The sequence below is a fragment of the Corynebacterium sp. HMSC076C10 genome (genome assembly GCF_001812455.1).
In the GTDB taxonomy this organism is placed as follows: Bacteria; Actinomycetota; Actinomycetes; order Mycobacteriales; family Mycobacteriaceae; genus Corynebacterium; species Corynebacterium jeikeium_D.
The window spans coordinates 94162-117950 of the sequence record NZ_KV809090.1; the positions used below are offsets into that span (position 1 = coordinate 94162).

The window sequence follows — 23789 nt, forward strand, 5'->3', positions numbered from 1 at the left end:
AAAAATAGACACTTGAAAGGGCAGTGATGTTCGAGAGGTTTACGGACCGAGCACGTCGCGTTGTCGTCCTGGCACAGGATGAGGCACGCGAGCTCAATCACAATTACATCGGCACGGAGCACATCCTGCTCGGCCTGATTAGTGAAGGCGACGGTGTGGCTGCCAAGGCGCTGGAGTCCATGGGTATTTCCCTGGACGCTGTGCGCTCTGAGGTGGTCGACATTATTGGTCGTGGCTCGCAGCCGCCGAGCGGCCACGTGCCGTTTACCCCGCGTGCAAAGAAGGTGCTGGAGTACTCTCTGCGCGAGGCTCTGCAGCTGGGTCACAAGTACATCGGTACTGAGCACCTGCTGCTCGGCCTGATTCGCGAGGGCGAGGGCGTTGCCGCTCAGGTCCTGGTTAAGCTCGGCGCTGACCTGCCGCGCGTACGTCAGCAGGTTATTCAGCTGCTCAGCGGTTTCCAGGGCGATGAGTCCGATGGTTCTCCGGAGCAGCGTCCGGTCGGCGCCACCTCCGGCGCTCGTGTGCAGGAAGGCAACCACCAGTCCGGTTCGCTGGTGCTCGATCAGTTTGGTCGGAACCTGACCGTGGCTGCGCGCGAGGGCAAGCTGGATCCGGTTATTGGCCGCGAGAAGGAAATCGAGCGCATTATGCAGGTCCTTTCTCGCCGTACCAAGAACAACCCTGTGCTGATTGGTGAGCCTGGTGTTGGTAAGACCGCCGTCGTGGAGGGTCTTGCACTGGACATTGTCAACGGCCGTGTGCCGGAGACGCTGAGGGATAAGCAGCTTTACTCCCTCGACCTGGGCTCGCTGGTTGCGGGCTCCCGTTACCGCGGTGACTTCGAGGAGCGTCTGAAGAAGGTGCTCAAGGAGATTAACCAGCGCGGTGACATCATCCTGTTTATTGACGAGATTCACACGCTGGTCGGTGCCGGTGCTGCAGAGGGCGCAATTGACGCGGCCTCGATTCTGAAGCCGAAGCTGGCTCGCGGTGAGCTGCAGACCATCGGTGCTACCACTTTGGATGAGTACCGTAAGCACATCGAGAAGGACGCCGCTCTTGAGCGTCGTTTCCAGCCGGTGAACGTGCCGGAGCCGGGCGTGGATCTCACTATCGAGATTCTGCGCGGTGTCCGCGATAAGTACGAGGCTCACCACCGTGTCTCCATCTCGGATAAGGCACTGGTTGCCGCAGCTACCCTCTCGGATCGCTACATCAACGACCGCTTCCTTCCGGATAAGGCTGTTGACCTGATCGATGAGGCCGGTGCTCGTATGCGCATCAAGCGCATGACTGCCCCGGCTGACCTGCAGGAGATTGACTCCAAGATTGCCGATGTGCGTCGCCAGAAGGAAGCCGCCATCGACGAGCAGGACTTTGAGAAGGCCGCTGGTCTGCGCGACAAGGAGCGCAAGCTGGGCGAAGAGCGCCGCGAGCGCGAGAAGAAGTGGCGTGCGGGCGAGTCCGACACCATCGCTGAGATTGGTGAGGAGCAGATTGCGGAGGTCCTGGCTTCCTGGACTGGCATTCCGGTGTTCAAGCTCACCGAGGAAGAGTCCTCGCGTCTGCTGCGCATGGAGGATGAGCTGCACAAGCGCATCATCGGTCAGGAAGAGGCTGTCAGTGCTGTCTCCCGCGCTATTCGTCGTACCCGTGCTGGCCTGAAGGACCCGAAGCGTCCGTCCGGTTCGTTCATCTTCGCTGGTCCGTCCGGTGTTGGTAAGACCGAGCTGTCGAAGGCTCTGGCCGAGTTCCTCTTTGGTGAGGAAGACGCACTCATTCAGATTGATATGGGTGAGTTCCACGACCGCTTCACTGCTTCTCGTCTCTTCGGTGCTCCTCCCGGATACGTCGGCTACGAAGAGGGCGGCCAGCTCACCGAGAAGGTGCGCCGCAAGCCGTTCTCCGTCGTGCTTTTCGACGAGATTGAGAAGGCCCACAAGGAGATTTACAACACCTTGCTGCAGGTCCTGGAAGACGGTCGTCTGACTGACTCGCAGGGTCGAGTGGTGGACTTCAAGAACACGGTTCTGATCTTCACCTCGAACCTGGGTACCAGCGACATTTCCAAGGCTGTTGGTATGGGCTTCTCGGGTGTCGGCGAGGCCGATGAAGATGGCAAGTACGAGCGGATGAAGGACAAGGTCCACGACGAGCTGAAGAAGCACTTCCGTCCGGAGTTCCTGAACCGTATCGACGAGATTGTGGTCTTCAAGCAGCTGAGCCAGGCTGAGATTGTCCAGATGGTCGACCTCATGCTGGCCCGCGTCAGCGACCAGCTCGACGAGAAGCGCATCACCATGGAGATTTCCGACCGCGCCAAGAACCTGCTGGCCAAGCGTGGCTTTGATCCAGTGCTCGGTGCCCGTCCGCTGCGTCGCACGATCCAGCGCGAGATTGAGGATCAGCTCTCCGAGAAGATTCTCTACGGTGAGGTTGGTCTCGGCGAGACCGTCTTCATCGATGTCGAAGGCTGGGATGGCGAGTCCAAGGACGTCGACAAGGCGAAGTTCACCTTCACCAACAAGGGCAAGGCCGGTAACGTTGATGCCGACGGCGGTGCTCTGGCTGACTCCGAGGAAGACAAGGACGTTCTCGGAAATGCTGACGGCACCCTGAGCGTTGAAGCCGACGACATCGAAGGTGCTGCTGACCAAGCCGCTGCCGAGGCAGAGGTCGACTCCGATAACGACGGCCACAACCCGCCACCGGCTGGTGCGGGTGCTGGCCAGCCGCTCTAAGAGGTTTAGCCGCTAGCAGTACCAACGAACACTGCCGCCCCAGTTCCGACTCCATTATGGGAGGAACTGGGGCGGCAGTGTGTCTATATGCGGTCTTTCCTAAAAGCGCGGATAGTTGTAGTTCTACTTGGCCACGCCGAGGTCGACCAATGCTTTCTTTGCCACTTCGGGGTCATCATTTTTGATCATGTACTCAACGATTCCCTGGTCCTCTGGGAGGATTTCCGCAACTGTGATGAGGGACTCCACTCTCTGCGCCTTGAATGTGGAACCGCGCGTTGATTCTGCCGGAATCTCAACGGCATCCAAGACGGGCTTGCCGTCACGAACGGCGGCGGTGGCGGCAGGGTCATCGGTGAAGACTACGTAACCAACGTCGGGTGCCTTCGTAGTATCCACGGAACAGTTGGTACCCATTGCCTGTGGGGCAGGGGCGCTATCCGCACCATAGTAGCTAAACACCACTTCATAGTCTGTGCAGGCCCGCACGAAACTAGCAATCGGTTCGGGTGCGTGGTCGGCAGGGGTGAGGCCGCCAGCGGTATCCCCACCAGTGGCACCGGTAGCGCCACCGTTGGAAGCGCCGGGATCGGCAGGTGCTTCAGCGGCGGACTGTGCGGGAGCAGCGGACTCGTCTGACTTGTCACTAAAGAGCGCGTCTTTAGCTGCAACGTAGGCAATCGCTAGCACCACGATGCCCGCTATCACTAAGGGAAGGAGTAATAGCTGCTTCTTTACACTGAGACCTTTCGATGCGCCGCTGGTCTGGGCACCTGTCGTGCCCGCGCTGGCGTTCGACCTTGAGGCGGCCGTCGTATTTGCTGGAGACGCTCCAGTTTCTAGTAACGAACCATGCTTGATGTAATGGCGATAGCCATTTTGCGCAATAGCCAGGTTTTGCTCGATGTGTGATGTGTCTTCTGGCCCATTTAAGCGGTCGGGCGAACCCGGGTATGCAAGTCGAATCATTTTTCAGTCCACCACCGTGAATCAATGTCGGAGTACAGGGAGCGCATCGACTCTGCAAACTCTTCCAAGCTATTGCGATTGAGACGGTGCTTGTTTTCTTTCCATCGCTCAAACAGCTCAGTTGACGACACTGCACGCGAGGCCTCAGTTCGTGCCTCTCGGCCTGCGGTCAGAGCCCACTGGGCGGCAAATTGCACACGTTTCGCAGCCTTTTCTGTGAAACCGCTCCACACTTTATATGTGTTGTAGAGCTGGGCCACGACGGCCCAGCCGCCCTTGTAAGGCAGAACTGTGACGTTGCCCAGGTTGTCAAGTTCAAGGAACTCAAAATGGGATGGATCCTTCTTATCGGCGGTCACGAGGATCCTGCGGTTGGTGACAAACGCGGCACCATCCACCCCACTTGCTTTCGTGGCGGCGGCCTCGAGCACAATCTCGTCGACACCAAGACCTTCTACAACAGCGACGGCGGCAGTGCGCACAATCCCGGAATTACCGGTACGTTCAAGTGCGGCACCGAGATCTGGCCGGTCGGTCAATGCAATTTGGGGTCCTGTCATGCACACGAGACTAGCAACACAATAAAAACCGCGCCTGCCGTTCAGTGCTATGACATAACTCACCCCAGGTGTGGGGTGGTGTGTGAAGTAACGCTGACTCAACCCCGAAACCTCGGTACGTTCTGTGGGTATGAGCTCAACGTTCACGCCAGCAAAGTTTGATGATACTTGGATCTACCGCCTTACAAAGTTCCCATGGCCGGAACCGGCGCCGAGCAAAGATGAGGTGCGCCGCCACTCTTGGGGAATGGTGTACAAGAGCAATAAGGCGTTTGCGACCCCGCTAGGGGTTGAGGCCATCAACGCAAGGGCGGCCAAGTACTACAAAACATCTCTCGAGCAAAACTGGGGGGTCACTGGTGCACAGGAAGCGTATCAGGTTATTGATGCTCTGCTCGAAGGTGGCCAGCACGTGGAAAATGACCTGCTTTTACCGCTCGCATATGCAGTGAAGGACATCTCTGAGAACGAGCTCGAGGCAGAGATGGAGGAGCGAATCGAGTTTCTGAAAGACTTCTTTGTTGTCCAAGGCGTGGATCCGCGTGGTGCAGAACATAAGTTCCGTTACCTTGTACGGATGTTGCGCTCGGAGGGCTTTGCCAAAGCAGCGGCCCCGGCACTGCCCGCCACTACTCGCGCATGGGACATAATCCGTGTTCACAGCGTTGGTGGCGCGGCAACGGAGCTGGGGTGGATCTCTCCAGAAGAGTTCCTTCAGATTTCAGACAAGGCCGTGGCGGCGCTGCAGCGCTACTTCGTGTCGTGGGCTGACGTAGCCGCAAGTTTCTGGTGGGGTCGAATGATCTGGGCGAGTGATGGTGAGCCCGACGTCACCGCTGCGATGAAGGATCAATCGCAACGGCTCACCGAGCTGCTCGCACACAGTGATTCGCCTTGGGTGCGCGTGCCCTTGCACGACATCCAGGCCGAGGAGCCATTCGCATCCCTGGGCGGTTTGCACTAACTAGCTGTCGTCATTGTTCGGCGCGCTGTGGCGGTGGCCGGTTTCATGAGCTCACTAGGGGCGGTCACAAATAACGGATTGAGGCATCTATGGCGCAGGGACGGCGAGTTCAAGGACATCTGCAAGGCGAAGTTACCTTCACCAATATGAGGCAAGGTCGGTAACGTTGATGCCGATGAGCGGTGCCTTGGCCGATTCTGAGGAAGATGACGGGCGTTCTCGGCAGTGCTGACGGTATCCTGAGCGTTTGGATCTGGCGACATCAAAGCTACTGTCGATCAGGCCACTGCCGAGGCAGAGACCGAATCTGATAACTCCGAGGGAGAGAACTAAATGGGGATCCAATTTCGCAAGAAGCAGAACCTGGACAAGGACACGTGGCTGAACTACTCGGGTTCGGGAGTCTCTGGTTCGAAGCGTATCGGTCCGGTGACCATTAACAGCCGTGGCGGTTACACCGTCCGACTGGGCAAGGGCTTGACCTTCCGTGGTCGCTGGAAGAAAAAGTAGCTGTACTTGCTAGATGGAGGAAAGCGGCGGTTGTCGCCGCTAGTACCCCATTTTCTGATTCACCCACGCAAGCATCTCTTCGTGGGTGAGCACGTAGGCAAGGCCGTGCGTCCCATCACCGAGGTCAGTATCGACCTCCACGTAGGTGATGTCGGCGCCGGCCTTTTGCCACTTCTGCACAAGCTCGCGTGCCGACGTCACGGGTAACACATCATCCAATGCATTATGGGTAACGAACACGGGCATACTGGGAGTCTTTGTGCCCAGAGCCTGCTCGTCCACGTGGCGTCGAACGACGGGGGAGAGCTCGGGCGAGCGCAGATTCTCCGCTATCCCCAAGTCATTGGCAGTAAATGCCTTGGTGTCATTGCGAGGCCAACGTTCGACAGTGGCGCCAATGCATTCATCGGCGGTGAGCTTCAGGAAGTCCTGCCCCAGTGGGCTGAGCATGCGCTCGATTGGTTCTTTGGACTCTGGGTACTCTGCAATCAAGCCGTTCATGAAGTAACCGACGAGTCCCGCCAGCGCCGAGCCGCGAATATGAAGCGCAGTGTCGGTGAGATCGGCCGGAATAGCCCCGGCGTAGACAGCGCGGATGTTCAGCTCCGAGGCGTACTCATCGGCTAGCTCGGCGGCTGCAGCGGTGGCGCCTCCGCCCTGTGAGTAGCCGAAGAGCGCAATGGGAGTATCTGCAGGTAGTTGTAAAGCTTCAATAGTCGCTCGTGCCATATCGAGCGTGTTATTCCCGGCAACCTCACGGTTGAGGTACGGATGTACCCCGGGCGTGCCGAGCCCCTGGTAATCCACGATGGCAACATTCCATCCCTGTGCCAGCAGCTGAGGTGCCGGAGGCGTCGGAGGTGCTTCGTAGCGCAGCGCAACCGAACTGGCGCAGTTATCGCCCATCCCGAGAGTCCCCGGCGCAATCACCGCCAGCGGCCGTGGGGACTTCTCCGACCAGCGGGCATAGGGCTGCAGTACGGTACCAGATACCGCTGTTTGGCGGTGGTCGCGTGCACCTGTGGAGGAAAACACGACCCGCTGTGCGCGTGCGGGCGCATTGACCGGGAATGGCGTCTGCGTAATTACCTGCCCCGGAGGCAATCGCTTCACCGTAGAAGAGTCAGAATCTGAGGAGCCGAAGTCAATCGAACCTAGCCCATCGACCGCTGAGCAACCACTGAGCACACCCGCGCTAGCGCCAATCAGAGAAATTCCGAGCACCATGCTCAGCGCAATTCTGCGCTTACTAGCCCCAAAGAGACAGCGTTGGCGCTGAGATCGATGGAGCGAGGCATTCATGCTCCTAATTCTAGGCAACGCACTTGTTCGAATCTGGTCTTTACCGGAGCATTGCCTCGGCTTTAACGGGGCAACTGGAAGCGGCCATCGGGAGTTTGCTCTGCAAGTCCGTCGTCAAGCAGGGAAAACAGTGCGCGGGAACGCTGATGTGCATCATCCCAGACCGCATCGAGAGCGGCCTGTTCGACGGGGGAGTCGGCGGCGCGGAGCACGTCGAGAAGCAAGCCCCGGACTTGGCGGTCGGTGCCTTCGAACTTCTGCACACGCCGTTTAGCAGCGGCGATTTCGTGGTCTTCGGGTTCGGGGCGACCGGCGGCGATCCAGGCGCAACTGGTGGCGATGGGGCAGGCCTCGCACTCGGGTGTCGTTCGGCAGACGGTAGCGCCGAGTTCCATGAGCGCGACGGAAGTCTCGGCTGCAGTCGTGGGGTCGAGCGGTAGCAACTCTTCGACGAGCGCCATGTCGGCGCGTTTGGCGATGCCGGGAAGGTACGTGCCCTGGCGGTGTCGCCGGAGTACGCGGCGCACGTTGATGTCCACCACCGGCGTGCGCGCGCCAAAAGCAAACGCCGCTACCGCCCGAGCGGTGTAGTCTCCTACCCCCGGAAGGGCTAACAGCGTGTCCACGTCACTCGGCACTTCGCCGTCGTGCCTTTCGACGATCTTTTCTGCGCATTCACGCAGCCGGAGTGCACGTCGGGGATAGCCGAGTTTTCCCCACATACGCAGGACTTCATCCTTGGGTGCGACTGCCAAATCGGCTGGGGTGGGCCATTTTTCCAGCCAGGCGCGCCACGAGGGGATTACCCGGGCGACGGGAGTCTGTTGACTCATCACTTCGCTGACGAGCACAGCCCATGGTGAAGTGCCTTTTTCACGCCAGGGAAGTGGCCGCATATTGGCGCGATACCAATCGCGTAAGGCGGCATCGACGTGTTCGTCGAAGTCGTCGGATTGGTTAATTGCAGAGGTCAATCTACATTCTCGCTTTCCCATAAACAGCGGAGTCGTTGCACAATATAACTATGAGCAATTCTGAGAGGACTCCTGAGAGTGTATGGCAATCGATGGTGCGCGGAAACCTCCGCTTCTGCGAGAGCAAGACGGCGCATCCTCGCCAGGACTTGGTTCGTCGTAAGCAGCTGACGCAGGGGCAGAAGCCGAAGGCCGTTGTGCTGGCTTGCTCGGATTCCCGCGCTCCGGTGGAGATCATTTTCGATCAGGGTTTGGGCGATGTATTTGTGATCCGTACCGCCGGTGAGATTACTGACCTGTCGGTGCTGGCTTCGCTGGAGTTCGCAGTTGATGGTCTTGGAGTTTCGCTGGTGATTGTTCTCGGTCACGAGTCCTGCGGCGCTGTGGCTGCGGCGAAGAATGCACTGGATGGTGGCGAACTGCCGGGTGGTTTCCAGCGTGTGCTGATTGAGAAGGTCACCCCGTCGTTGCTTGCGGCTCGCAAGGATGGCGAGACTGAAATCGACGAATTTGAGCGTCGCCACGTGCGCGAGATTGTTAATCACATTATTGATCGCTCCCCGGAGATTTCGTCGCGACTGGAGACCGGCGAGGTAGGCGTTGTCGGTATGCGGTACCGCTTGGAGGACGGACGCGCTGAGACCGTCGTTACCCATGGAGTCAGTGAGAACCCGCTAACCTAAATGTGTGACCAATAAGCTGCCTCCAGAAATCTACCGGCGTCGGCGTATCGCCGCGGCGGTGTTGCTCGTTATCATCCTCGTTCTCCTGGGCTGGGGTATTTCCGCACTGGTAAACAGGGACAGCGAGGATTCTGAACCGGTGAATGTCACCAGGGATGACGGGAAAGAGGTGACCCCTCCGGAACAGCCTAAGGAACCTTACGCGCCTAAGTCTGACAAGGACTCGAAGAACGACAAGTCTGACAAGTCTGACAAGGACGCCAAGAAGGGCGGCAAGGAAGGCGAAGACTCCGCGAAGGATGACGCTCAGGCGGCGCTTGCGAACAAAAAGGACTGTAGCCTTGCAGACCTGCAGGTGACAGCCACCTCGGATCAGCCGAACTACGGCGATGAGCAGCCGACTCTGGCGATCACCGTCCACAACCCCACCGGCGGTGAATGCCGCGTGAACCTCGATGAGCAGCAGTTGCGCTTCGAGGTGTACGACCTGGCAACGTATGAGCGAGTCTGGTCGGATGTGGACTGTAATGAATCCGAAGGCCACGGTGAACTGGTATTGGCACCGGGCGAGGAAGTCAACTATGCCGCCACCTGGTCGCGTCTGACCTCGGCGCCGAACAAGTGCTCCGAAGAAGACCGGGTCCCAGTTCCCTCCGGGTCGTACATCTTCTACGGCGTGATTGGTGACAACAACTCTGACGCCTACACGTTCAACATGCGCTAGCGCTTAGCTCCTAACCCAAGCTCAATGGCCTCGGCAACGGTGCCTGCTTCCAGCAGCCGCATCCCTGCCGGGCCTTTTGCGCCTCTGGGCACAATTGCCGTGTCGAAGCCCATTCGATGAGCTTCTTTAAGGCGCCACTCCAAATCGGTCACTCGCCGCACTTCGCCGGCCAACCCCAGTTCGCCGAGTGCAATGGTTTTGTCCTGGAAGGTCCGCTTAGTCATGGATGAGGCCAGTGCCAGCGCAATCGCCAGGTCCGCGGCAGGCTCCGACAGCGTCATTCCGCCGACGGTGGACACGTACATCTCCATGCGGGCCAACTGCTTGAAGTTACCGTGTTCAGTCAGCACGGCCGCGACCATCGGCACGCGCCTCGGGTCGAGACCAGAGACATTGCGTCGTGGATTATGTGCCTCAGTGTTGATTACCAGACCCTGCACCTCCGCCAGCAGCGGTCTGCGGCCATCCATAGCCACGGTAATTGCAGTTCCCGAGGTCGGCGTTCGGTGATGCAAAAACAGCCCCGAGGGATCCTCAACTTCCGCAATACCGCCCGCGGTCTGCTCGAAGCAGCCCACCTCATCGGTGCTGCCGAAGCGGTTTTTCAGACCCCGCAAGAAGCGTAGCCCCGAGTGCCTATCGCCTTCGAAGTTGAGCACCACATCAACCAGGTGCTCCATCGTGCGCGGGCCGGCCACATTGCCGTCCTTGGTCACGTGCCCTACCAAGAAAATCGCAGTCCCGGTCTCCTTCGCCAACGCCGCCAGGGCGGAGGTTACGGCGCGGGCCTGAGCAACGCCACCGCGAGCACCTTCGACGTCGGCACGCATCGTCTGCACAGAGTCCACAATGAGCAGACCGGGGGAGAGCTCCAGCGTCAGATCGATGACGTCCTCGATATTCGACACTGCCGACAGGTACAGCGAGTCCGACAGTGCGCCAGTGCGCTCGGCACGCAGCCGCACCTGACCGACCGATTCCTCGCCGGTGACGTAAAGCGTCGGCCCCAAATTGCCGTCCGCGCAGCGGTAGGCCACTTCAAGTAGCAGTGTCGACTTACCAACCCCCGGTTCGCCTGCCAAGAGCACCAACGAACCCGGCACAATACCGGAACCGAGCACTCGATCCAGCTCACCGATGCCCGTGCGCACCGCGTGCGCAGCCTTGGCGGAAATCCCCGTAATCGCGGTCAACTCGGAAGATGAAGTGGGGATTCGATCTGTTGCGGAAGTCTCGGCGAGGAAACGTTCCTCCGCCTCGTCGTCAAGCGCGCGCTGTGCTAGACGCTGGCTTTCAGCCGCGACGGAAGTGGAAGATGCTTTACGACGACCACCCCGCGCGCCGGGCTCCGTTGCGGCAGCGCTACGGCGACGTTGCTTGGCTGCCCGTGCGGCAATTTTGTCCTCCAGCGTGGAGGCGGACTTCCCACCGCTGGAGCGGATAGTGACCTTCTCTAGCGTGCCCCACTCTTTGCAGTTGGGACATTGGCCGACCCATTTCGACACCTGCCAGCCGCATGCTGAGCATTCGTAGGCTTCGTCTTTGGTCTTGGCCACGGTGCAACCACCTTTGCTTCAAGAGAGGGGGACACGACAGACTCCACAACGTGTGTTGTGCGGTCTGCGGTGAATGTCGCGAGAAAATTTACCCCAGATACGCGAGAGCGGGCCAGGGCAGTGTCAATGACTTGTGTCAAGGATGACTGTACTGCCGTGACCCGTATCAAGCGACCAATCGCCCATGCCCGCTCGATGAAGCGCCTCGCGTTATTTGCGGGACAGGACTGCGCTGTACCAGCGCCTAAAAGTGCGCTGCGCGCGAACAGCGCAGGAACACCACTGTGCTGCGATTACTTGGATTCAATCATGCCGTCAGCACCGCGGTTCGGTGCGCCAGCTTCCAGAATGTCAGCGGAGATGGTGATGTCCAGGTCGTAGGTGTTGGTCTGGCCCTGCGGGTCGGTGAACTCGAAGGTGGCCTCGCGGTTCTGGCCAGCAGCGCTGCTCTTGTCGCCAACCAGGGTGGCTGGGTCCAGCTCGTTGGTGTAGTACGCGATGCAGCCGGTGTTGTCCTTGGCGGTCTTAGCCAGCGGATCGATGACGGACTTCGGGCCGGCAACAATCTGGCACTCACGCGGCAGGGAGTCCTCGCCCTTTGCAGCCTTAGCGAAGGAAGGTGTCTCAGCGACCTTCTTCAGCTCAACCTCGCCGATACCTTCAACGGTGACGGACTTCAGCTTGTAGATCGACTCGGTAGCGCGCTGCTGGTTGCTGGCGGAGAACTTCAGGCCAGCGGTACCAGCCTCCGGGTCAACCAAGATGTGAGCGTCGCGGATGTTGACGAAGCCAAGAGCCGAGTTGGTGTTCTCAGCACCCTTGCCGGCAGCGTCTTCGCCGCCGTTCATCGCACCGTCGACAGCCGGGTGCTGATTTGCGGTCTGCGAAATCTGACCGGCGCCACAAGCAGCAAGTGCAACTGCGGATGCTGCGGAGACGGTGATGAGGGCGCTGCGGCGAAGTACGGACTTGAAGGCCATGACTAGATTTCCTCCAGTAGCTTGAGGATGGGCGATAGGATTTTCAGTATTTAAAGAACACCTTAGTGTCTTCCTAAGATGTTCTCATACTACCCGTAAAATCATGGGGGGACATGATAGGGTGGAAGGCCGTTGGAAAGGGCGTGTGCATTACATGGAATTCAGCATTGGCGATACCGTAGTTTATCCGCACCACGGAGCTGCGAAAATCGAAAACATCATTGAACGAGAGCTTAACGGTGAGACCGTTCAGTACCTCGTACTGCAGATTCTGCAGAGTGATCTGAATATCCAGGTGCCCGCCAAGAATGCCGAGCTGGTCGGTGTCCGCGATGTTGTCGGTGAAGAGGGTTTGCTGAAGGTCTTCTCCGTTCTGCGTGAGACCGACGTAGAAGAGGCCGGCAACTGGTCCCGTCGCTACAAGGCCAACCAGGAGCGCCTGGGTTCGGGCGACATTAACAAGGTCGCCGAGGTAGTTCGTGACCTGTGGCGCCGCGATCAGGATCGCGGTCTGTCCGCCGGCGAAAAGCGTATGTTGAGCAAGGCTCGCCAGGTTCTCGTCGGTGAGCTCGCGCTTGCCGACGGCGTTGATGAAGCCAAGGTCGAGGAAGTTTTTGCCCGCGTCGATGCCACTATCGAGCGTCACCGCGCGCTGGCACAGGAAGGTGCCGCGGGTGAGAAGAAGGACGAGGCCGACGATAAGCCGGTGGACCTGGACGCAGACGCATAAGTCGTTTCCCTTCCTCGGTTCCTTCCAGTAGGGATTTTCTGCACTTTTCCGGTTAACGGCTAGCGCACATACATTGCCCGTGTGCGCTAGCCGTTTTCTCTTTTTCACCCGTATCTATTTCCCCGCTATGCTCGGGGCTGTGACTTTTCAAATCTTCGATACCGCAACGCGCCAACTGAAGGATTTTGAGCCTCTCCGGGAGGGGCATGCCTCCATTTACCTGTGCGGTGCGACCCCGCAGGCTCAGCCGCACATTGGCCATGTTCGCTCCGGCGTGGCCTTTGATATCTTGCGCCGTTGGCTGATCGCCAAGGGGTATGACGTCGCCTTTGTGCGCAACGTTACCGATATCGATGACAAGATTTTGAACAAGGCCGCCGAGCACGGCCGCCCTTGGTGGGAATGGGTCTCCCGCTTTGAACGTGAATTTACCTGGGCTTACAACCAGCTCGGTGTTCTCCCGCCGAGCGTTGAGCCGCGCGCTACCGGGCATGTCACTCAGATGGTGGAGTACATGCAGCGTCTGATGGATAACGGCTTCGCCTACGCTGTCGATGGCAGCGTCTATTTCGACGTGGATGCCTGGTCCAAGGCTGAAGGCAGCGACTACGGCAGCCTGTCCGGCAACCGCGTCGACGAGATGGAGCAGGGCGAGACCAATACTCCGGGCAAGCGCGGTGCGCACGATTTCGCACTGTGGAAGGCTGCCAAGCCGGGCGAGCCCTCGTGGCCGACGCCGTGGGGCAATGGCCGTCCGGGCTGGCACCTGGAGTGCTCCGCCATGGCCACCTACTACTTGGGCTCGGAGTTCGACATCCACTGCGGTGGTCTCGACCTGCAGTTCCCACATCATGAAAACGAGATTGCGCAGTCGCACGCAGCCGGCGACGGCTTTGCCCGCTACTGGATGCACAACCACTGGGTCACAATGGCCGGCGAAAAAATGTCGAAGTCGCTCGGCAACGTGTTGTCCGTGCCGCATATCCTGACCATGGTTCGTCCGGTTGAGCTGCGTTACTACCTCGGTAGTGCGCACTACCGCTCCGTGCTGGAGTACTCCGAGGAGGCTCTGCAGGAAGCGGCAGCGGGCTACCGTCGTATCGAGGCGTTTATGCACCGTGCCGTCGATAAGCTCGGCGATATCGAAATCGGTGAGTGGACGCCGGCGTTCGAAGCAGCGCTCGACGATGACCTCGCCGTCCCACGCGCGCTCGCGGAAATCCACAACGCTGTTCGTGGAGGTAATCAGGCGCTTGCCGACGGCGACGAGACCAAGGCCAAGGAGATTGCCGGTGCTGTCCGCGCTATGGCCGCAGTCCTTGGGTTCGATCCGCTGAATGAGCAGTGGGCAACCTCCGATTCCAGTTCTGATGCAGCAATGCATGCGCTCGGTGTGCTGGTTGAGCACCAGTTGGAGGAACGCACCCGGGCTCGTGCAGAGAAGGACTGGGCTACGGCTGATGCTGTGCGCGATCGTCTGAAGGAAGCGGGTATCGAGGTAACTGATACCGCGGATGGTCCGGCATGGTCTGTCGCTGACTAAAGCTAAAGAAAACTATTAACAACAGGAAGCAGGTAGCTATGGCAGGCAACGGTCGTCGTGGCGCAGTGCGCAAGGCAAGCAAGAAGAATGTTGGCGGCTCCGGTGGCCAGAAGCGGGGCCTGCGTGGCAAGGGACCGACCCCGAAGGCAGAGGACCGCGTTTATCACGCAGCTCATAAGCGGGCGAATGAGAAGCGCCGCCGTGACTCTGGGCGTCATGAGCGCAAGGGAGATGGCTCTGAGCTGGTAGTTGGCCGTAACCCGGTCGTGGAGTGCCTGCATGCGAAGGTACCAGCGGCAGCGCTGATTGTGGCGTTGGGCACCGACAATGACGAGCGCCTGCAGGAGTCAGTGCGTATTGCCAACTCCCGTGGTATCCCGATTCGCGAGGTGCCCCGCCACGAGCTGGACACCATGACCGGCAACACCATGCACCAGGGCATCGGCCTGCAGATTCCGCCGTACAAGTACTCGTCGGTCGAAGATCTGATTGATTCGGTGGCCAAGACCGGGGAGCCGGGTCTTATCGTCTGCCTGGATAACATCACCGACCCTCGTAACCTGGGTGCGGTCATTCGCTCGGTGGCGGCCTTTGGCGGTCACGGTGTGGTGATTCCGGAGCGTCGCTCGGCCGCCATTACGGGCGTGGCCTGGCGTACTTCGGCTGGTACTGCTGCGCGTCTGCCAGTTGCGCGGGCGACCAATATGGTGCGTTCGCTCAAGCAGTTCCAGAAGGCTGGCTACCAGGTTGTTGGGCTGGATGCTGGTGGCGACCACACTCTGGATACTTACGACGGCACCACACCGGTGGTTGTGGTCGTCGGCTCCGAGGGTAAGGGGCTTTCGCGCCTGGTGCGCGATACCTGTGACACCATCATGTCCATTCCGATGACCGGTTGGGTGGAGTCGCTCAATGCTTCCGTTGCTGCCGGTGTGACTCTGAGTGAGTTTGCCCGCCAGCGCCGGGCAAAGAGTAGTCAGTAGCGCATTTGATACCCCCGTAGGCGCCATTATCAATTCGTTATAGTAATGGCGTTTACGTGGGGTATTTTGGGTTCTAAATTGCGACTGGTACTTATGGCTACCCCCAGTAGTTCAGCGCATTAAAGATAATTCTATTTCCGGCGTGCGCTGCAGAAATAACAGCGTTATTATCACTTCCAACAGAAAATTATCCGTAGTTTCCCGAAGGGGAGGGCGGGCAAATCATGCTCCTAGAAATAGGGGCGTAATTGGCCGTAGTTTAGGGAAGCGCACGGACCTAGCGGTGGCTTGTACAGCTAGCTTTGGGTCACTGAGATGTCAGACCACGACATCCTCAGCGTTAGTTTTTCTGTCTGCCGGGTCAACCCATTTCGGCAGTCTCGCAGTCTTAAAAAGAGCTGGGGGTATTGGAGTCTGCTTTTAGAGAATCCAGCAAAAATACGGGCAGCCCCTCGGTGGCGAGAGGGAAGGTGCGCACCTTCTCCGCAATCGTCACTCGAGGGGCTGCCCGATGTTTTTGTTGTTTTAAAAGCCACTCCGAAAAGCGTGTGTGTCTATTTGCTCCACTTGGCAGCCTGGACGTCGTCACGCGTTGCCTTGCGCGATTGCACCGTTTCGATGGCGTAGCAGATCAGGTAGATGACAAACGCGATTGTCGTCACTAGAACGCTGACCGGGATGCCCGGTGCGAGTGAGAGAACAATGCCGCCGACGGCCGCGACCTCGGCGAAGATGGTCGACAGGATGATGGCCTTTACAGGAGAGGCGGTGACGAATGCGGCCGCAGCACCAGGGGTGATGATGAGGGCGATGACGAGCAGAGAGCCGACAATCTGTACGCCCTGGGCGGCGACGAGACCGGTGAGAATCGCGAAGTAAATCGATAGCGCCTTCACGTTGACACCACAGGCGGCGGCCATGATGGGGTCGGCGGAGGCGAATAGAAGCGGCCGCCATTTCCAGGCAACGCCGCCGACGACGATGACCGCGACGATGGCCATCGTCCATAGAGAAGTGTCAGTCAGACCAATGATTTGGCCGGTGAGAAGTGAAAACGCGGTACTTGTCCGGCCGGGGTAGAGGTGGATAAACAGCACCGATAAGCCCATGCCGAAGCTCAAGACCACGCCCACGACCGCATCTTGGCGCCCTCGAAGCGACAGTGCCGCCAGGACTATTGCGATGAGCACCGAACCGATAATGGCACCGCTGCTGACACTGACACCAAGTAGTAGGGCCGCGGATGCACCCATAAGTGCCAGCTCGCTGGTGCCGTGGACCGTGAAACTCATCTGTCGCATGACAATCAGTGGCGAAATGATGCCGGAGATTAGCCCGAGTAGAGCTGCCGCGATGAGAGCATTGTGGACGAACCCGACTTGGAGCAGAGCAGCGGTGTCGGAGAAATACTGAGTCAGTAGGGTCATTAGACGATAACCAGCTTTCCCTCGACACGGGCAACCGCAATGTTGGTTTGGTAGAGCTCCGAGAGCGTCTCTGAAGTGATGATTTCCTCGACCGATCCGACCGCATGTCCATGCGGCGTCAGGTAGAGCACCCGGTCACAGACGCCCAGGATGGGGTTGATGTCGTGGGTGACGAAGACGACTGCCGTGTCGTTTTCCCTCCGATGCCGGTCCAGGCGCTCGACCGTGGTCCGTTGCGCCGCAGGGTCGAGGGAGAGCAGAGGCTCGTCGCAAAGCAAAAAATCTGGTGCCGAAACGAGCGCCTGCGCCTGACGGACAAGCTGCTGCTGACCGCCAGAGAGCGTGCCGACGCGACGGCCTGCAATACCGCCCGCGCCGACAAAGTCCAGCATTTCGTCGGTGGCGGAGCGGTTCTTGCCGGCCGCCAACTCGACGAGGTCGCGAACCCGAATGGGCAGTGAGGGCTCGAACATCCGCTGCTGTGGAATGTAGCCGAGGTTCCCGTCGACTTTTACTGAACCGTGAGTCAGCTGGCGCATGCCAAGGGCAGCGGTCAGCAGCGTGGATTTGCCGACGCCATTGGGGCCCAGGATGGCCAAGAACTCGCCGGGCTCGATATTCAAATTGAGACCGGACCACAGCGGCTCGACGGCTGCGTCAGTAAAAGTCAGTGAGGGCAAAGTTATGCGGACTCCATATCGGAAAGGGTTTTCTTGTAGAGGTCAAAGAACGACTGGTCAGCGCTCGGCGACTCAAAAACATCGACGATTTTAACGCCCTTTGCCTTGGCAGCCTCGACGAGTCGCTGCGAGACCTGGTCGTGGGTCTGCGGTGCGTCGATGAGGTAGTCCAACTCGCCGGACTCAATCAGCTTCAGCATTTCATTGACATCGCTTGCCGACGGCTCGGACTCATTCAGTGTGGACTGACGGTAGCCCTTCGGGGTGATGTCCTCGACCTTCGTGTCCTTCAGGATGTCATCGGCCAGCGGGTGAACCTGAGCAACCTTAGCGGCCTTGAGCTTGCTCTTGGCCTCTTCGATGTCCTTGATTTCCTTATCGACGGCCTTGGTGTCGGCCTTGGCGCCCAGCTTGGTCAGAGCTTCGGCGAGCTGCTCTGCAGTTTCTTCAACCGCATCGGTGTCGTACCAGACGTGTTCGTTGGCTTCGCCGTCATGGTGGTGGTGCTCGTGGCCTTCGTGGTCGTCGTGACCTTCGCCATCATGCTCGTGGCCTTCATGGTCGTGCTCGTGGCCCTCGTGATCATGGTCGTCGTGGCCCTCGTGATCATGGTCATGTTCGTGGTCATGGCCTTCTTCCTGCGGCAGCGCAGAGATGATGACCTTGTCCTTTGCGTCACGCAGAGAGGAGGTCAGCCATGCGTCGTAATGCCCGCCACCTGCGACGAGAATATCGGCGTCCTCTACCTTTGCCATGTCGGCTGCGGCCGGTTCGTAGGAGTGAGGGTCGATGTCGTTGGACGCGATAATCGGGTCGATGGAGACCTTCTCGTCGTCGGTGACTGCGTCGGCGACGTCTGCCCAGACCTTGGTGGAGGTGACCACCTTAATGGTGTCTTCGGACTTGCCCGCGGACGTAGCGCTGTCATCATTGCTGGCGCATGCGCCGAGACCTGCGACGAGGCCGGCGCTGGCGACTAGCGCCGCGATGCGCGTGGAAAAGCGTGCCTTCATATATGTATCCAATCCTGTTGCGGGCTGAATTATTCCTTTTATTCAGCTCCTGAGCATCAACCGCTATTGAAAACAGTTGTCTTTTAGTTCAAAGAACATAGTAGGGGCTGCGGAGACCCAGTCACAAGGCGGGCCTCTGCCGGAGTGGCCGAAATGACAGTCGCGCACATTCGTTGGGTAAAGTTGTCCGCGATTAGATGCGTGTGATGCTCGTTGTAGTTCTTTTCCATAAAATCGAGGTTTTCTACCTGAGGTAGCTGGACGAAGATATCTGAGCGGGCAGTCGCTGTTGGTTTTTCAAGAAGGGTCGGTATTCCGTGCAAAGTCGGCGTCGTCGTGGCACCTTGGCTTCCATCGCTGCAGAACTTGGGGTCTCACGCACGACTGTGTCCAACGCGTACAACCGCCCTGACCAGCTCTCGGAGAAGTTGCGGGAGCACATCTTGGAAACTGCGGAGCGGCTTGGCTATCCCGGGCCGGACCCAATGGCTCGCGGTCTGCGCATGCGCCGGGTTGGCGCCATCGGCGTGCTGTTCACCGAGCACCTCCCGTTCGCTTTTGAAGACCCTGCGTCGGTGGATTTTCTCGCCGGCCTCGCAGAGGAGCTCGGCGAAATGGGCGACTCCATGTTGGTCATTCCAGCTTCCTCCGAGGAGGGCGGGGACGTAGATCTCAATCTGATTCGGCAAGCGGTGGTCGACGGTTTCGTGGTCTACTCCGTCGCGGACAACGACCCGTTCCTCGCTGCCGTGCGCGCCCGTGGCTTGCCGACGGTCGTGTGCGACCAGCCTGCAGATGCGGTGGCTCTACCGTTTGTGGGCATCGATGACCGTGAGGCCATCAAGCCCGCGGTGCGACACCTGACTGAACTGGGACATCGCAAGGTGGGAATCTTGTCAGTGCGATTGTCGCGTACCCCGAACTCGGGATATGTCACGGAGAAGCGGCTGGCAGAAGCTCATCACCAGGTGCAGAAGAACCGCGTCGAAGGTGCGCTGGAAGCGCTTGCCGAGGCCGGTATTCAGCAGGCAGATGTGCCTATCATCGAGCGTCACCTCAATGACCGCGAGAATAACCGCGATGCGGCTCGCCAGCTGCTGACCGACAACCCGGATCTCACGGCGGTGGTCTGTACCACGGATACTCAGGCAATTGCGGTCTTGGAATATGCCAAGGAGAACGGAATTCGTGTTCCGGAGGACCTGTCCATCACAGGCTTTGACGGAATCGAGCGCGCCCTCTTCCACAAGCTGACCACTGTAATTCAGCCGAATAGGCAGAAGGGCATTGCCGTCGGCCGCGCGCTGGCCGAGGAGCTTGAGGCCGCACGCGAGGACAGCGGTCGCGCTCCTCGCGTCTTGTTGGAGACTGAGTTTGTCGTTGGATCGACAACCGCAGCGCCGTCGGCACCGTCAGCCGGGTAGCGGGCCGACGAGGGTAACAACATCGTGGCGCTATCGGGGGCTCTTGGGGTGGTAAACCCCACCTCGTCTTTACTGTGTTCGGATTCAGATTAAGGTCTATTACATGACAGATTCAACAAATTCGAGCACCGACCAATCAGCTGCGGCTCTCAATAGTCCGGAAGCTACCCGCGACGACCATGTCGAACTTGGCGGCCCCGTCGAATTGGATGAAATGTCTATCCGTGGCGCGATGAGTGAGTTCACCACAGGCGTGACCATTATCGCCACCGAGGATGAAGGCGAAGCGTACGGTTTCGCCTGCCAGTCTTTTTCCTCGCTGAGTCTCACTCCACCGATGGTTCTGTTTACTGTCATGAAGACCTCGCGGTCTTGGCCGCATATACGGAACGCTGGACGCTTCTCCGTCAATGTGTTGGCCGAGGATCAGGAGGATATCTCGGCAGCCTTCGGCCGCAGTAATGGCGAAAAGTTCAAGACGGGGAAGTGGACCCGCTCTGAGCTGGGCAACCCTTTATTGCACGGCTGCTCCGTGTGGATTGATTGCACCGTCGTCGATGTTTACGAAGGCGGCGATCACTGGATTGTGACGGCGGATATTGTGGCTATCGGCAAGCGTGAAGAAATCAATCCGCTCATTTACCACCGCGGTTCTTACGCACGGGTTTCTCACCCCGGCACCGATGCGCCTGTTGATCAGAAGTGGCGTCAGCGCCCCTCTGTGTAACCCGAGGTTGTCGCAGTCCAGCCACGGCGATCCTCGCCTGGCTTGGTGTCTTTCATCTCTCGCATGCGCAGACCATTGTTGTCCTGCGTGTAGACGAATTCGCCCGCAATAATCTTGTGGAAGCGCTCCGAATAGGTCTGCGCCTGGTCTGAGCAGTCCAAACTGCGAGTCTGCTCCGGGGTGCCGAATTCGACCGCCTCGCCCTTCCACTGCAGCGAACCAGAGCCGTTGCCACAGGAATCAGCGAAGGTATACGTTGTTTGCCCCAGCGTAATAGTCGGTGCCTGAGTTCCGTCCGGCACACCGTGGGGCAGGTTTGGGTCATCAAAAATCGCGGTAATCTGCCATTGCTTGCCGACGATCTCCGCTGCCGGCTTTGCCTGGCATGCGGTAGCCGTCATGGACACTGCCGCAACGACAGCTACTGCGGCAACCGCCTTTTTCCCGCTCAGACCCATGCTGCGTGACCCCGTTAGTTAGCTGCCTTCTTGGTTGTCTTCTTAGCAGCCTTCCTCGTCGTCTTCTTAGCGGCCTTCTTGGCAGCCTTCTTCGCCGTCTTACGAGTGGTCTTCTTTGCGGCCTTCTTGGTCGACTTCTTCGCAGTCTTCTTAGTGGACTTGCGTGTGCGCTTTGCGGTCTTCGGAGCGTTTTCCTTCTCGTACTCCTCGTGAACCTTCTTGAAGCTCAGGCCTTCCTTCTCCACTCCGAGCATGCACATCAGAGTGACGGCATCGTAGAAGTCCTCGGCGAAGGTAGCCACAATTCGCCGTGCGCCAGCAGCGGTCTTTTCTTCGACCTTGTGAAGAGCCTCGTTCTGAGCAGTGCGAGTGTCTGTGACCTTCGGTGGCACGAATCCTCCTGGCAAGCATGGCCTTAATTGCGCCCCATACACCTACTTCTGCCAGCCATCTCGCCACATGCTCCCGGCACTGAGCTCAACCGAGTTCAGCGGAGAAGGAATGGGATTGTGATGACGCAGTTTCAGCTTTAAGCGCTACTTACAATTCAAAAACCTTATTCTACCACGTTGTTGATAGGTCGCGCGGTGTGGATAATGCTCCCATGGATACGGCTAGTCCACGCAGCGGCTGTCCCGCGGATTGAGCAGTGGCTGCCCCGCGGAATGGCTAGTCCACACGCGGGTTCATACCGCCCTTGAAGCGGTAGTTGCGTGGACGGCGAGGCTTGTTCCGCGGATTCACAGGACGGATGCGACGCATACCGGCCCGGATTGGACGGGTCAGGCCACTGTCTTCGCGCAGTGCGCGAGGGCGACGGAGCCTGCGCGCCATCCATTCACCGAGGACAATACCCGCAGCTAGTGCCGTCGCAATGCCTAGCGCTGAGGCTAGCGCCGTAAACCCCTTGGTCGGGTGGTCGTGCAGCAGTGCGTGCATACCGCGGTAGATCGTCATACCCGGAAGCAGCGGGGTTACGCCTGCCACTGCCGTAATCAGCGGCGGGATGGACCAACGTCGTGCCAGCAGGCCACCGATGAGACCAATCAGCGTTGCTGCCGCGCCTGCGCTGGTCACCGGATGAACTCCCAGCGGAGTCAACACGTAGTAGTAGGTCATCGATCCCAGCAGGGCGACTGTTCCGGACACCGACAGCGCGGTGAACCCAGCATTCGAGGCCAACGCAAATGCGATTGAGGCGGTAGTTCCCGCTATCACCCTCACTGTCGCCTGTGCCAGGTTGAGGTCAGAACCCGCGATGACGTCGGGAAGCGGAATGCCCAGCATTCCGGAAAACTCGATGCCCATTGCGATGCCAGCGACGATTCCGCCGGTCAACAACATGGTGTCGAAGAAGCGCGCGGAGCCAGTCACAGGTGCGCCGGTGATGCCGTCTTGCAGTGCTTGCACGAGGGTTAGGCCGGCGAGCATCACGATAATTCCCGAGGCGATCAGCCTGGATGGCTGCATCTCAAAGGGGAGATACGCCTGCGCCGCATTGAGCACAGCAGCGGAGAGCGTGGCAATGAGACCGCCGACTGCATTCTGAAAGAATGTGGGCAACTCGCGGGCAGCGAGTTCACCAATCACGATGACGATGGCCAGTGTGACCGCAGCCGCGATAAGGGCGACCTCGAAACTCGAGCCGAGCAGCACTGTCACAGATGAAGCCAGCAATGCCCAGCCAGTGTAGATGACGCGGAGGCGGTATTTTGCGGGCTCACGCTCGACCTTGTCGATAGCCTCAATAGCCTCCTCCAAGCTCAGGTGGCCCGCGCGAATTCGGCGGATGACACGGTCGGTGTGACGCAAGCGCTCGAAGTCGGGCACTGGTGCGGTGACAACGCGCATCGCGGTAATAGGGGTACGGCGCGCGCCGATGAGGTGGTAGACCGTCACGGAGGTCAACGTGATATCGACTTGGATTTGGGTGAGGCCATAGGCTGAGGTCACGGCCTTAATTTGTAGCTCGGTATCGCGGTTGCCCGAGCCACATGCCAGCAATAGCCCGCCGATGCGAGCAGCGAGATCGAGTACGGCCGTGACCTGACTCGGGTCGGAATAATCGATCGGTGCCAGCGGCAGCGGGGTAGTAGTCGAGTGCACTAGGTCGACAGTTGCCGTTGGGCCGGAAACGAAATCAATCACGCGCTGCTTGAAGGTGGACTGATCTTCGATTGCAGGAAACTGGGTCTGCGGAGTGTCGTCGTAAGAGACAGTGGCTTCAGCGTCGTAGAGATCATTCTTCGCAGCGGAGTTTTCTCCGGCGTTGGAATTGCTGTCACTAGCGAATGACATGTCGACACTTCCTTTCCCCGATACTGCCTGGGGTGCATTGCAGTGATGCTGCAAAGACGCGATGCGGAGACGTTGCAGAAACATAGCCCCAGTGATTTAGCGATAGTCACACTACCCGTCAGTGACCGAGAATCTCAATTCGTTTTTGAGGCGGTGAATTTGCCTATCTGAGCGGGGCTTTTAGCGTTTAGAAAAGTGTTCAAGAAGTGCGGTTGCAGTTTTCCTGTGGTGTCGTTTTTAACTTCTGCTTGCCAACCTGTACAATCGCCTGTCAGCGGCACAGCTGAGTTCGATTCTCAGGTTGACTCTGATTCTTTCGAGCCAGCGACGGCTAACGCCAAAAGGGTCGCTTTAAAGTTGCCGGGATGGCGCAATTGGTAGCGCAACTGATTTGTAATCAGTAGGTTACGGGTTCGAGTCCCGTTTCCGGCTCCAAAACCCCAGGTCAGGAAGTTTTCTGGCCTGGGGTTCTTTGGTTTTAGGGGGTGGGCTTTTGGAGGGGGGGCGGGTTAAGTAAAGAAAAGTGTGTCTTTTCCGGGC

The 23789-nt window shown here is 58.9% G+C and carries 22 protein-coding genes and 1 tRNA gene; 11 read left to right on the top strand and 12 right to left on the bottom strand.

Annotated features, from left to right (window positions below; translation table 11 throughout):
- The first annotated feature begins 26 nt into the window (after positions 1-26).
- Positions 27-2744, top strand: a complete 2718-nt coding sequence (locus HMPREF2857_RS01475) for an ATP-dependent Clp protease ATP-binding subunit (protein WP_070642336.1) — start codon at positions 27-29, stop codon at positions 2742-2744.
- Positions 2745-2867: 123 nt separating this feature from the next.
- Here HMPREF2857_RS01475 and HMPREF2857_RS01480 read toward each other — a convergent pair whose 3' ends face one another.
- Positions 2868-3452, bottom strand: a complete 585-nt coding sequence (locus HMPREF2857_RS01480) for a hypothetical protein (RefSeq protein WP_231367153.1) — start codon at positions 3450-3452, stop codon at positions 2868-2870.
- Between the two features lie 257 nt (positions 3453-3709).
- Entirely contained in the window at positions 3710-4273 is a 564-nt protein-coding gene (locus HMPREF2857_RS01485; RefSeq protein ID WP_042388222.1) for a hypothetical protein, read from the bottom strand.
- 130 nt (positions 4274-4403) lie between these two features.
- Between HMPREF2857_RS01485 and HMPREF2857_RS01490 the strand changes: the two genes are divergently transcribed.
- Complete coding sequence (locus tag HMPREF2857_RS01490) at positions 4404-5237, top strand: DUF1266 domain-containing protein (RefSeq protein ID WP_016421456.1); 834 nt, start codon at positions 4404-4406, stop codon at positions 5235-5237.
- 333 nt (positions 5238-5570) lie between these two features.
- Complete coding sequence (locus tag HMPREF2857_RS11170) at positions 5571-5747, top strand: hypothetical protein (RefSeq protein WP_005510144.1); 177 nt, start codon at positions 5571-5573, stop codon at positions 5745-5747.
- A gap of 39 nt (positions 5748-5786) precedes the next feature.
- Here HMPREF2857_RS11170 and HMPREF2857_RS01495 read toward each other — a convergent pair whose 3' ends face one another.
- Together HMPREF2857_RS01495 and HMPREF2857_RS01500 are read right to left on the bottom strand one after the other, a co-directional pair.
- A complete protein-coding gene (locus tag HMPREF2857_RS01495; protein ID WP_070642339.1) occupies positions 5787-6974 on the bottom strand; it encodes a lipase family protein in 1188 nt (395 codons plus the stop codon).
- Positions 6975-7111: 137 nt separating this feature from the next.
- Positions 7112-8044 (bottom strand): HhH-GPD family protein, encoded by a 933-nt coding sequence (locus HMPREF2857_RS01500; protein WP_070642341.1) that lies wholly within the window; start codon positions 8042-8044, stop codon positions 7112-7114.
- 29 nt (positions 8045-8073) lie between these two features.
- On the opposite strand from HMPREF2857_RS01500, the gene HMPREF2857_RS01505 reads away from it, so the two are divergent.
- Together HMPREF2857_RS01505 and HMPREF2857_RS01510 are read left to right on the top strand one after the other, a co-directional pair.
- The gene (locus tag HMPREF2857_RS01505) at positions 8074-8706 is read left to right on the top strand and encodes a carbonic anhydrase (RefSeq protein WP_070601110.1); all 633 of its coding nucleotides are present in this window, start codon (positions 8074-8076) and stop codon (positions 8704-8706) included.
- Positions 8707-8710: 4 nt separating this feature from the next.
- Positions 8711-9430, top strand: coding sequence for a hypothetical protein (locus HMPREF2857_RS01510; protein WP_070642344.1), 720 nt, complete (start codon positions 8711-8713; stop codon positions 9428-9430).
- Here HMPREF2857_RS01510 and radA read toward each other — a convergent pair.
- Entirely contained in the window at positions 9427-10986 is a 1560-nt protein-coding gene (gene radA / locus HMPREF2857_RS01515) for a DNA repair protein RadA (protein WP_070642346.1), read from the bottom strand. The genes HMPREF2857_RS01510 and radA overlap by 4 nt on opposite strands.
- Positions 10987-11279: 293 nt before the next feature.
- Positions 11280-11966 carry a hypothetical protein gene (locus HMPREF2857_RS01520; protein ID WP_070642349.1) on the bottom strand — a complete coding sequence of 229 codons (687 nt, stop codon included), beginning with the start codon at positions 11964-11966 and terminating at the stop codon, positions 11280-11282.
- A 154-nt stretch (positions 11967-12120) separates the two neighbouring features.
- On the opposite strand from HMPREF2857_RS01520, the gene HMPREF2857_RS01525 reads away from it, so the two are divergent.
- The 3 genes from HMPREF2857_RS01525 (at position 12121) to rlmB (ending at position 15222) form a co-directional block, all read left to right on the top strand.
- On the top strand, positions 12121-12696 hold the full coding sequence (locus HMPREF2857_RS01525; RefSeq protein ID WP_005510159.1) for a CarD family transcriptional regulator: 576 nt from the start codon (positions 12121-12123) through the stop codon (positions 12694-12696).
- 139 nt (positions 12697-12835) lie between these two features.
- A complete protein-coding gene (cysS, locus tag HMPREF2857_RS01530; protein WP_049194066.1) occupies positions 12836-14239 on the top strand; it encodes a cysteine--tRNA ligase in 1404 nt (467 codons plus the stop codon).
- Between the two features lie 38 nt (positions 14240-14277).
- Complete coding sequence (gene rlmB / locus HMPREF2857_RS01535) at positions 14278-15222, top strand: 23S rRNA (guanosine(2251)-2'-O)-methyltransferase RlmB (protein WP_069358976.1); 945 nt, start codon at positions 14278-14280, stop codon at positions 15220-15222.
- 554 nt (positions 15223-15776) lie between these two features.
- Here rlmB and HMPREF2857_RS01540 read toward each other — a convergent pair.
- The 3 genes from HMPREF2857_RS01540 to HMPREF2857_RS01550 are packed head-to-tail and all read right to left on the bottom strand — an operon-like array spanning position 15777 to position 18342.
- Positions 15777-16649: a metal ABC transporter permease gene (locus HMPREF2857_RS01540; RefSeq protein WP_070642350.1), complete on the bottom strand. Its 873-nt coding sequence runs from the start codon at positions 16647-16649 to the stop codon at positions 15777-15779.
- A complete protein-coding gene (locus HMPREF2857_RS01545) occupies positions 16649-17329 on the bottom strand; it encodes a metal ABC transporter ATP-binding protein (protein WP_016421445.1) in 681 nt (226 codons plus the stop codon). Before HMPREF2857_RS01545 ends, HMPREF2857_RS01540 begins: the two co-directional genes overlap by 1 nt.
- A gap of 2 nt (positions 17330-17331) precedes the next feature.
- The gene (locus HMPREF2857_RS01550) at positions 17332-18342 is read right to left on the bottom strand and encodes a metal ABC transporter solute-binding protein, Zn/Mn family (RefSeq protein WP_070642353.1); all 1011 of its coding nucleotides are present in this window, start codon (positions 18340-18342) and stop codon (positions 17332-17334) included.
- Between the two features lie 317 nt (positions 18343-18659).
- Between HMPREF2857_RS01550 and HMPREF2857_RS01555 the strand changes: the two genes are divergently transcribed.
- Positions 18660-19766 (top strand): LacI family DNA-binding transcriptional regulator, encoded by a 1107-nt coding sequence (locus HMPREF2857_RS01555; RefSeq protein ID WP_070439686.1) that lies wholly within the window; start codon positions 18660-18662, stop codon positions 19764-19766.
- Between the two features lie 103 nt (positions 19767-19869).
- A complete protein-coding gene (locus HMPREF2857_RS01560; RefSeq protein ID WP_049189568.1) occupies positions 19870-20493 on the top strand; it encodes a flavin reductase family protein in 624 nt (207 codons plus the stop codon).
- Here the strand turns inward: HMPREF2857_RS01560 and HMPREF2857_RS01565 are convergent.
- The 3 genes from HMPREF2857_RS01565 to HMPREF2857_RS01575 form a co-directional block, all read right to left on the bottom strand.
- Positions 20475-20951, bottom strand: a complete 477-nt coding sequence (locus tag HMPREF2857_RS01565; protein WP_070642356.1) for an META domain-containing protein — start codon at positions 20949-20951, stop codon at positions 20475-20477. The two genes, HMPREF2857_RS01560 and HMPREF2857_RS01565, sit on opposite strands and share 19 nt — an antisense overlap.
- A 14-nt stretch (positions 20952-20965) precedes the next feature.
- Positions 20966-21343 carry a hypothetical protein gene (locus HMPREF2857_RS01570; protein ID WP_070595473.1) on the bottom strand — a complete coding sequence of 126 codons (378 nt, stop codon included), beginning with the start codon at positions 21341-21343 and terminating at the stop codon, positions 20966-20968.
- Between the two features lie 277 nt (positions 21344-21620).
- A complete protein-coding gene (locus tag HMPREF2857_RS01575; protein WP_070603950.1) occupies positions 21621-23249 on the bottom strand; it encodes a threonine/serine exporter ThrE in 1629 nt (542 codons plus the stop codon).
- 359 nt (positions 23250-23608) lie between these two features.
- Between HMPREF2857_RS01575 and HMPREF2857_RS01580 the strand changes: the two genes are divergently transcribed.
- Positions 23609-23684 (top strand) — tRNA-Thr (locus tag HMPREF2857_RS01580).
- The last annotated feature ends 105 nt before the right edge of the window (positions 23685-23789 follow it).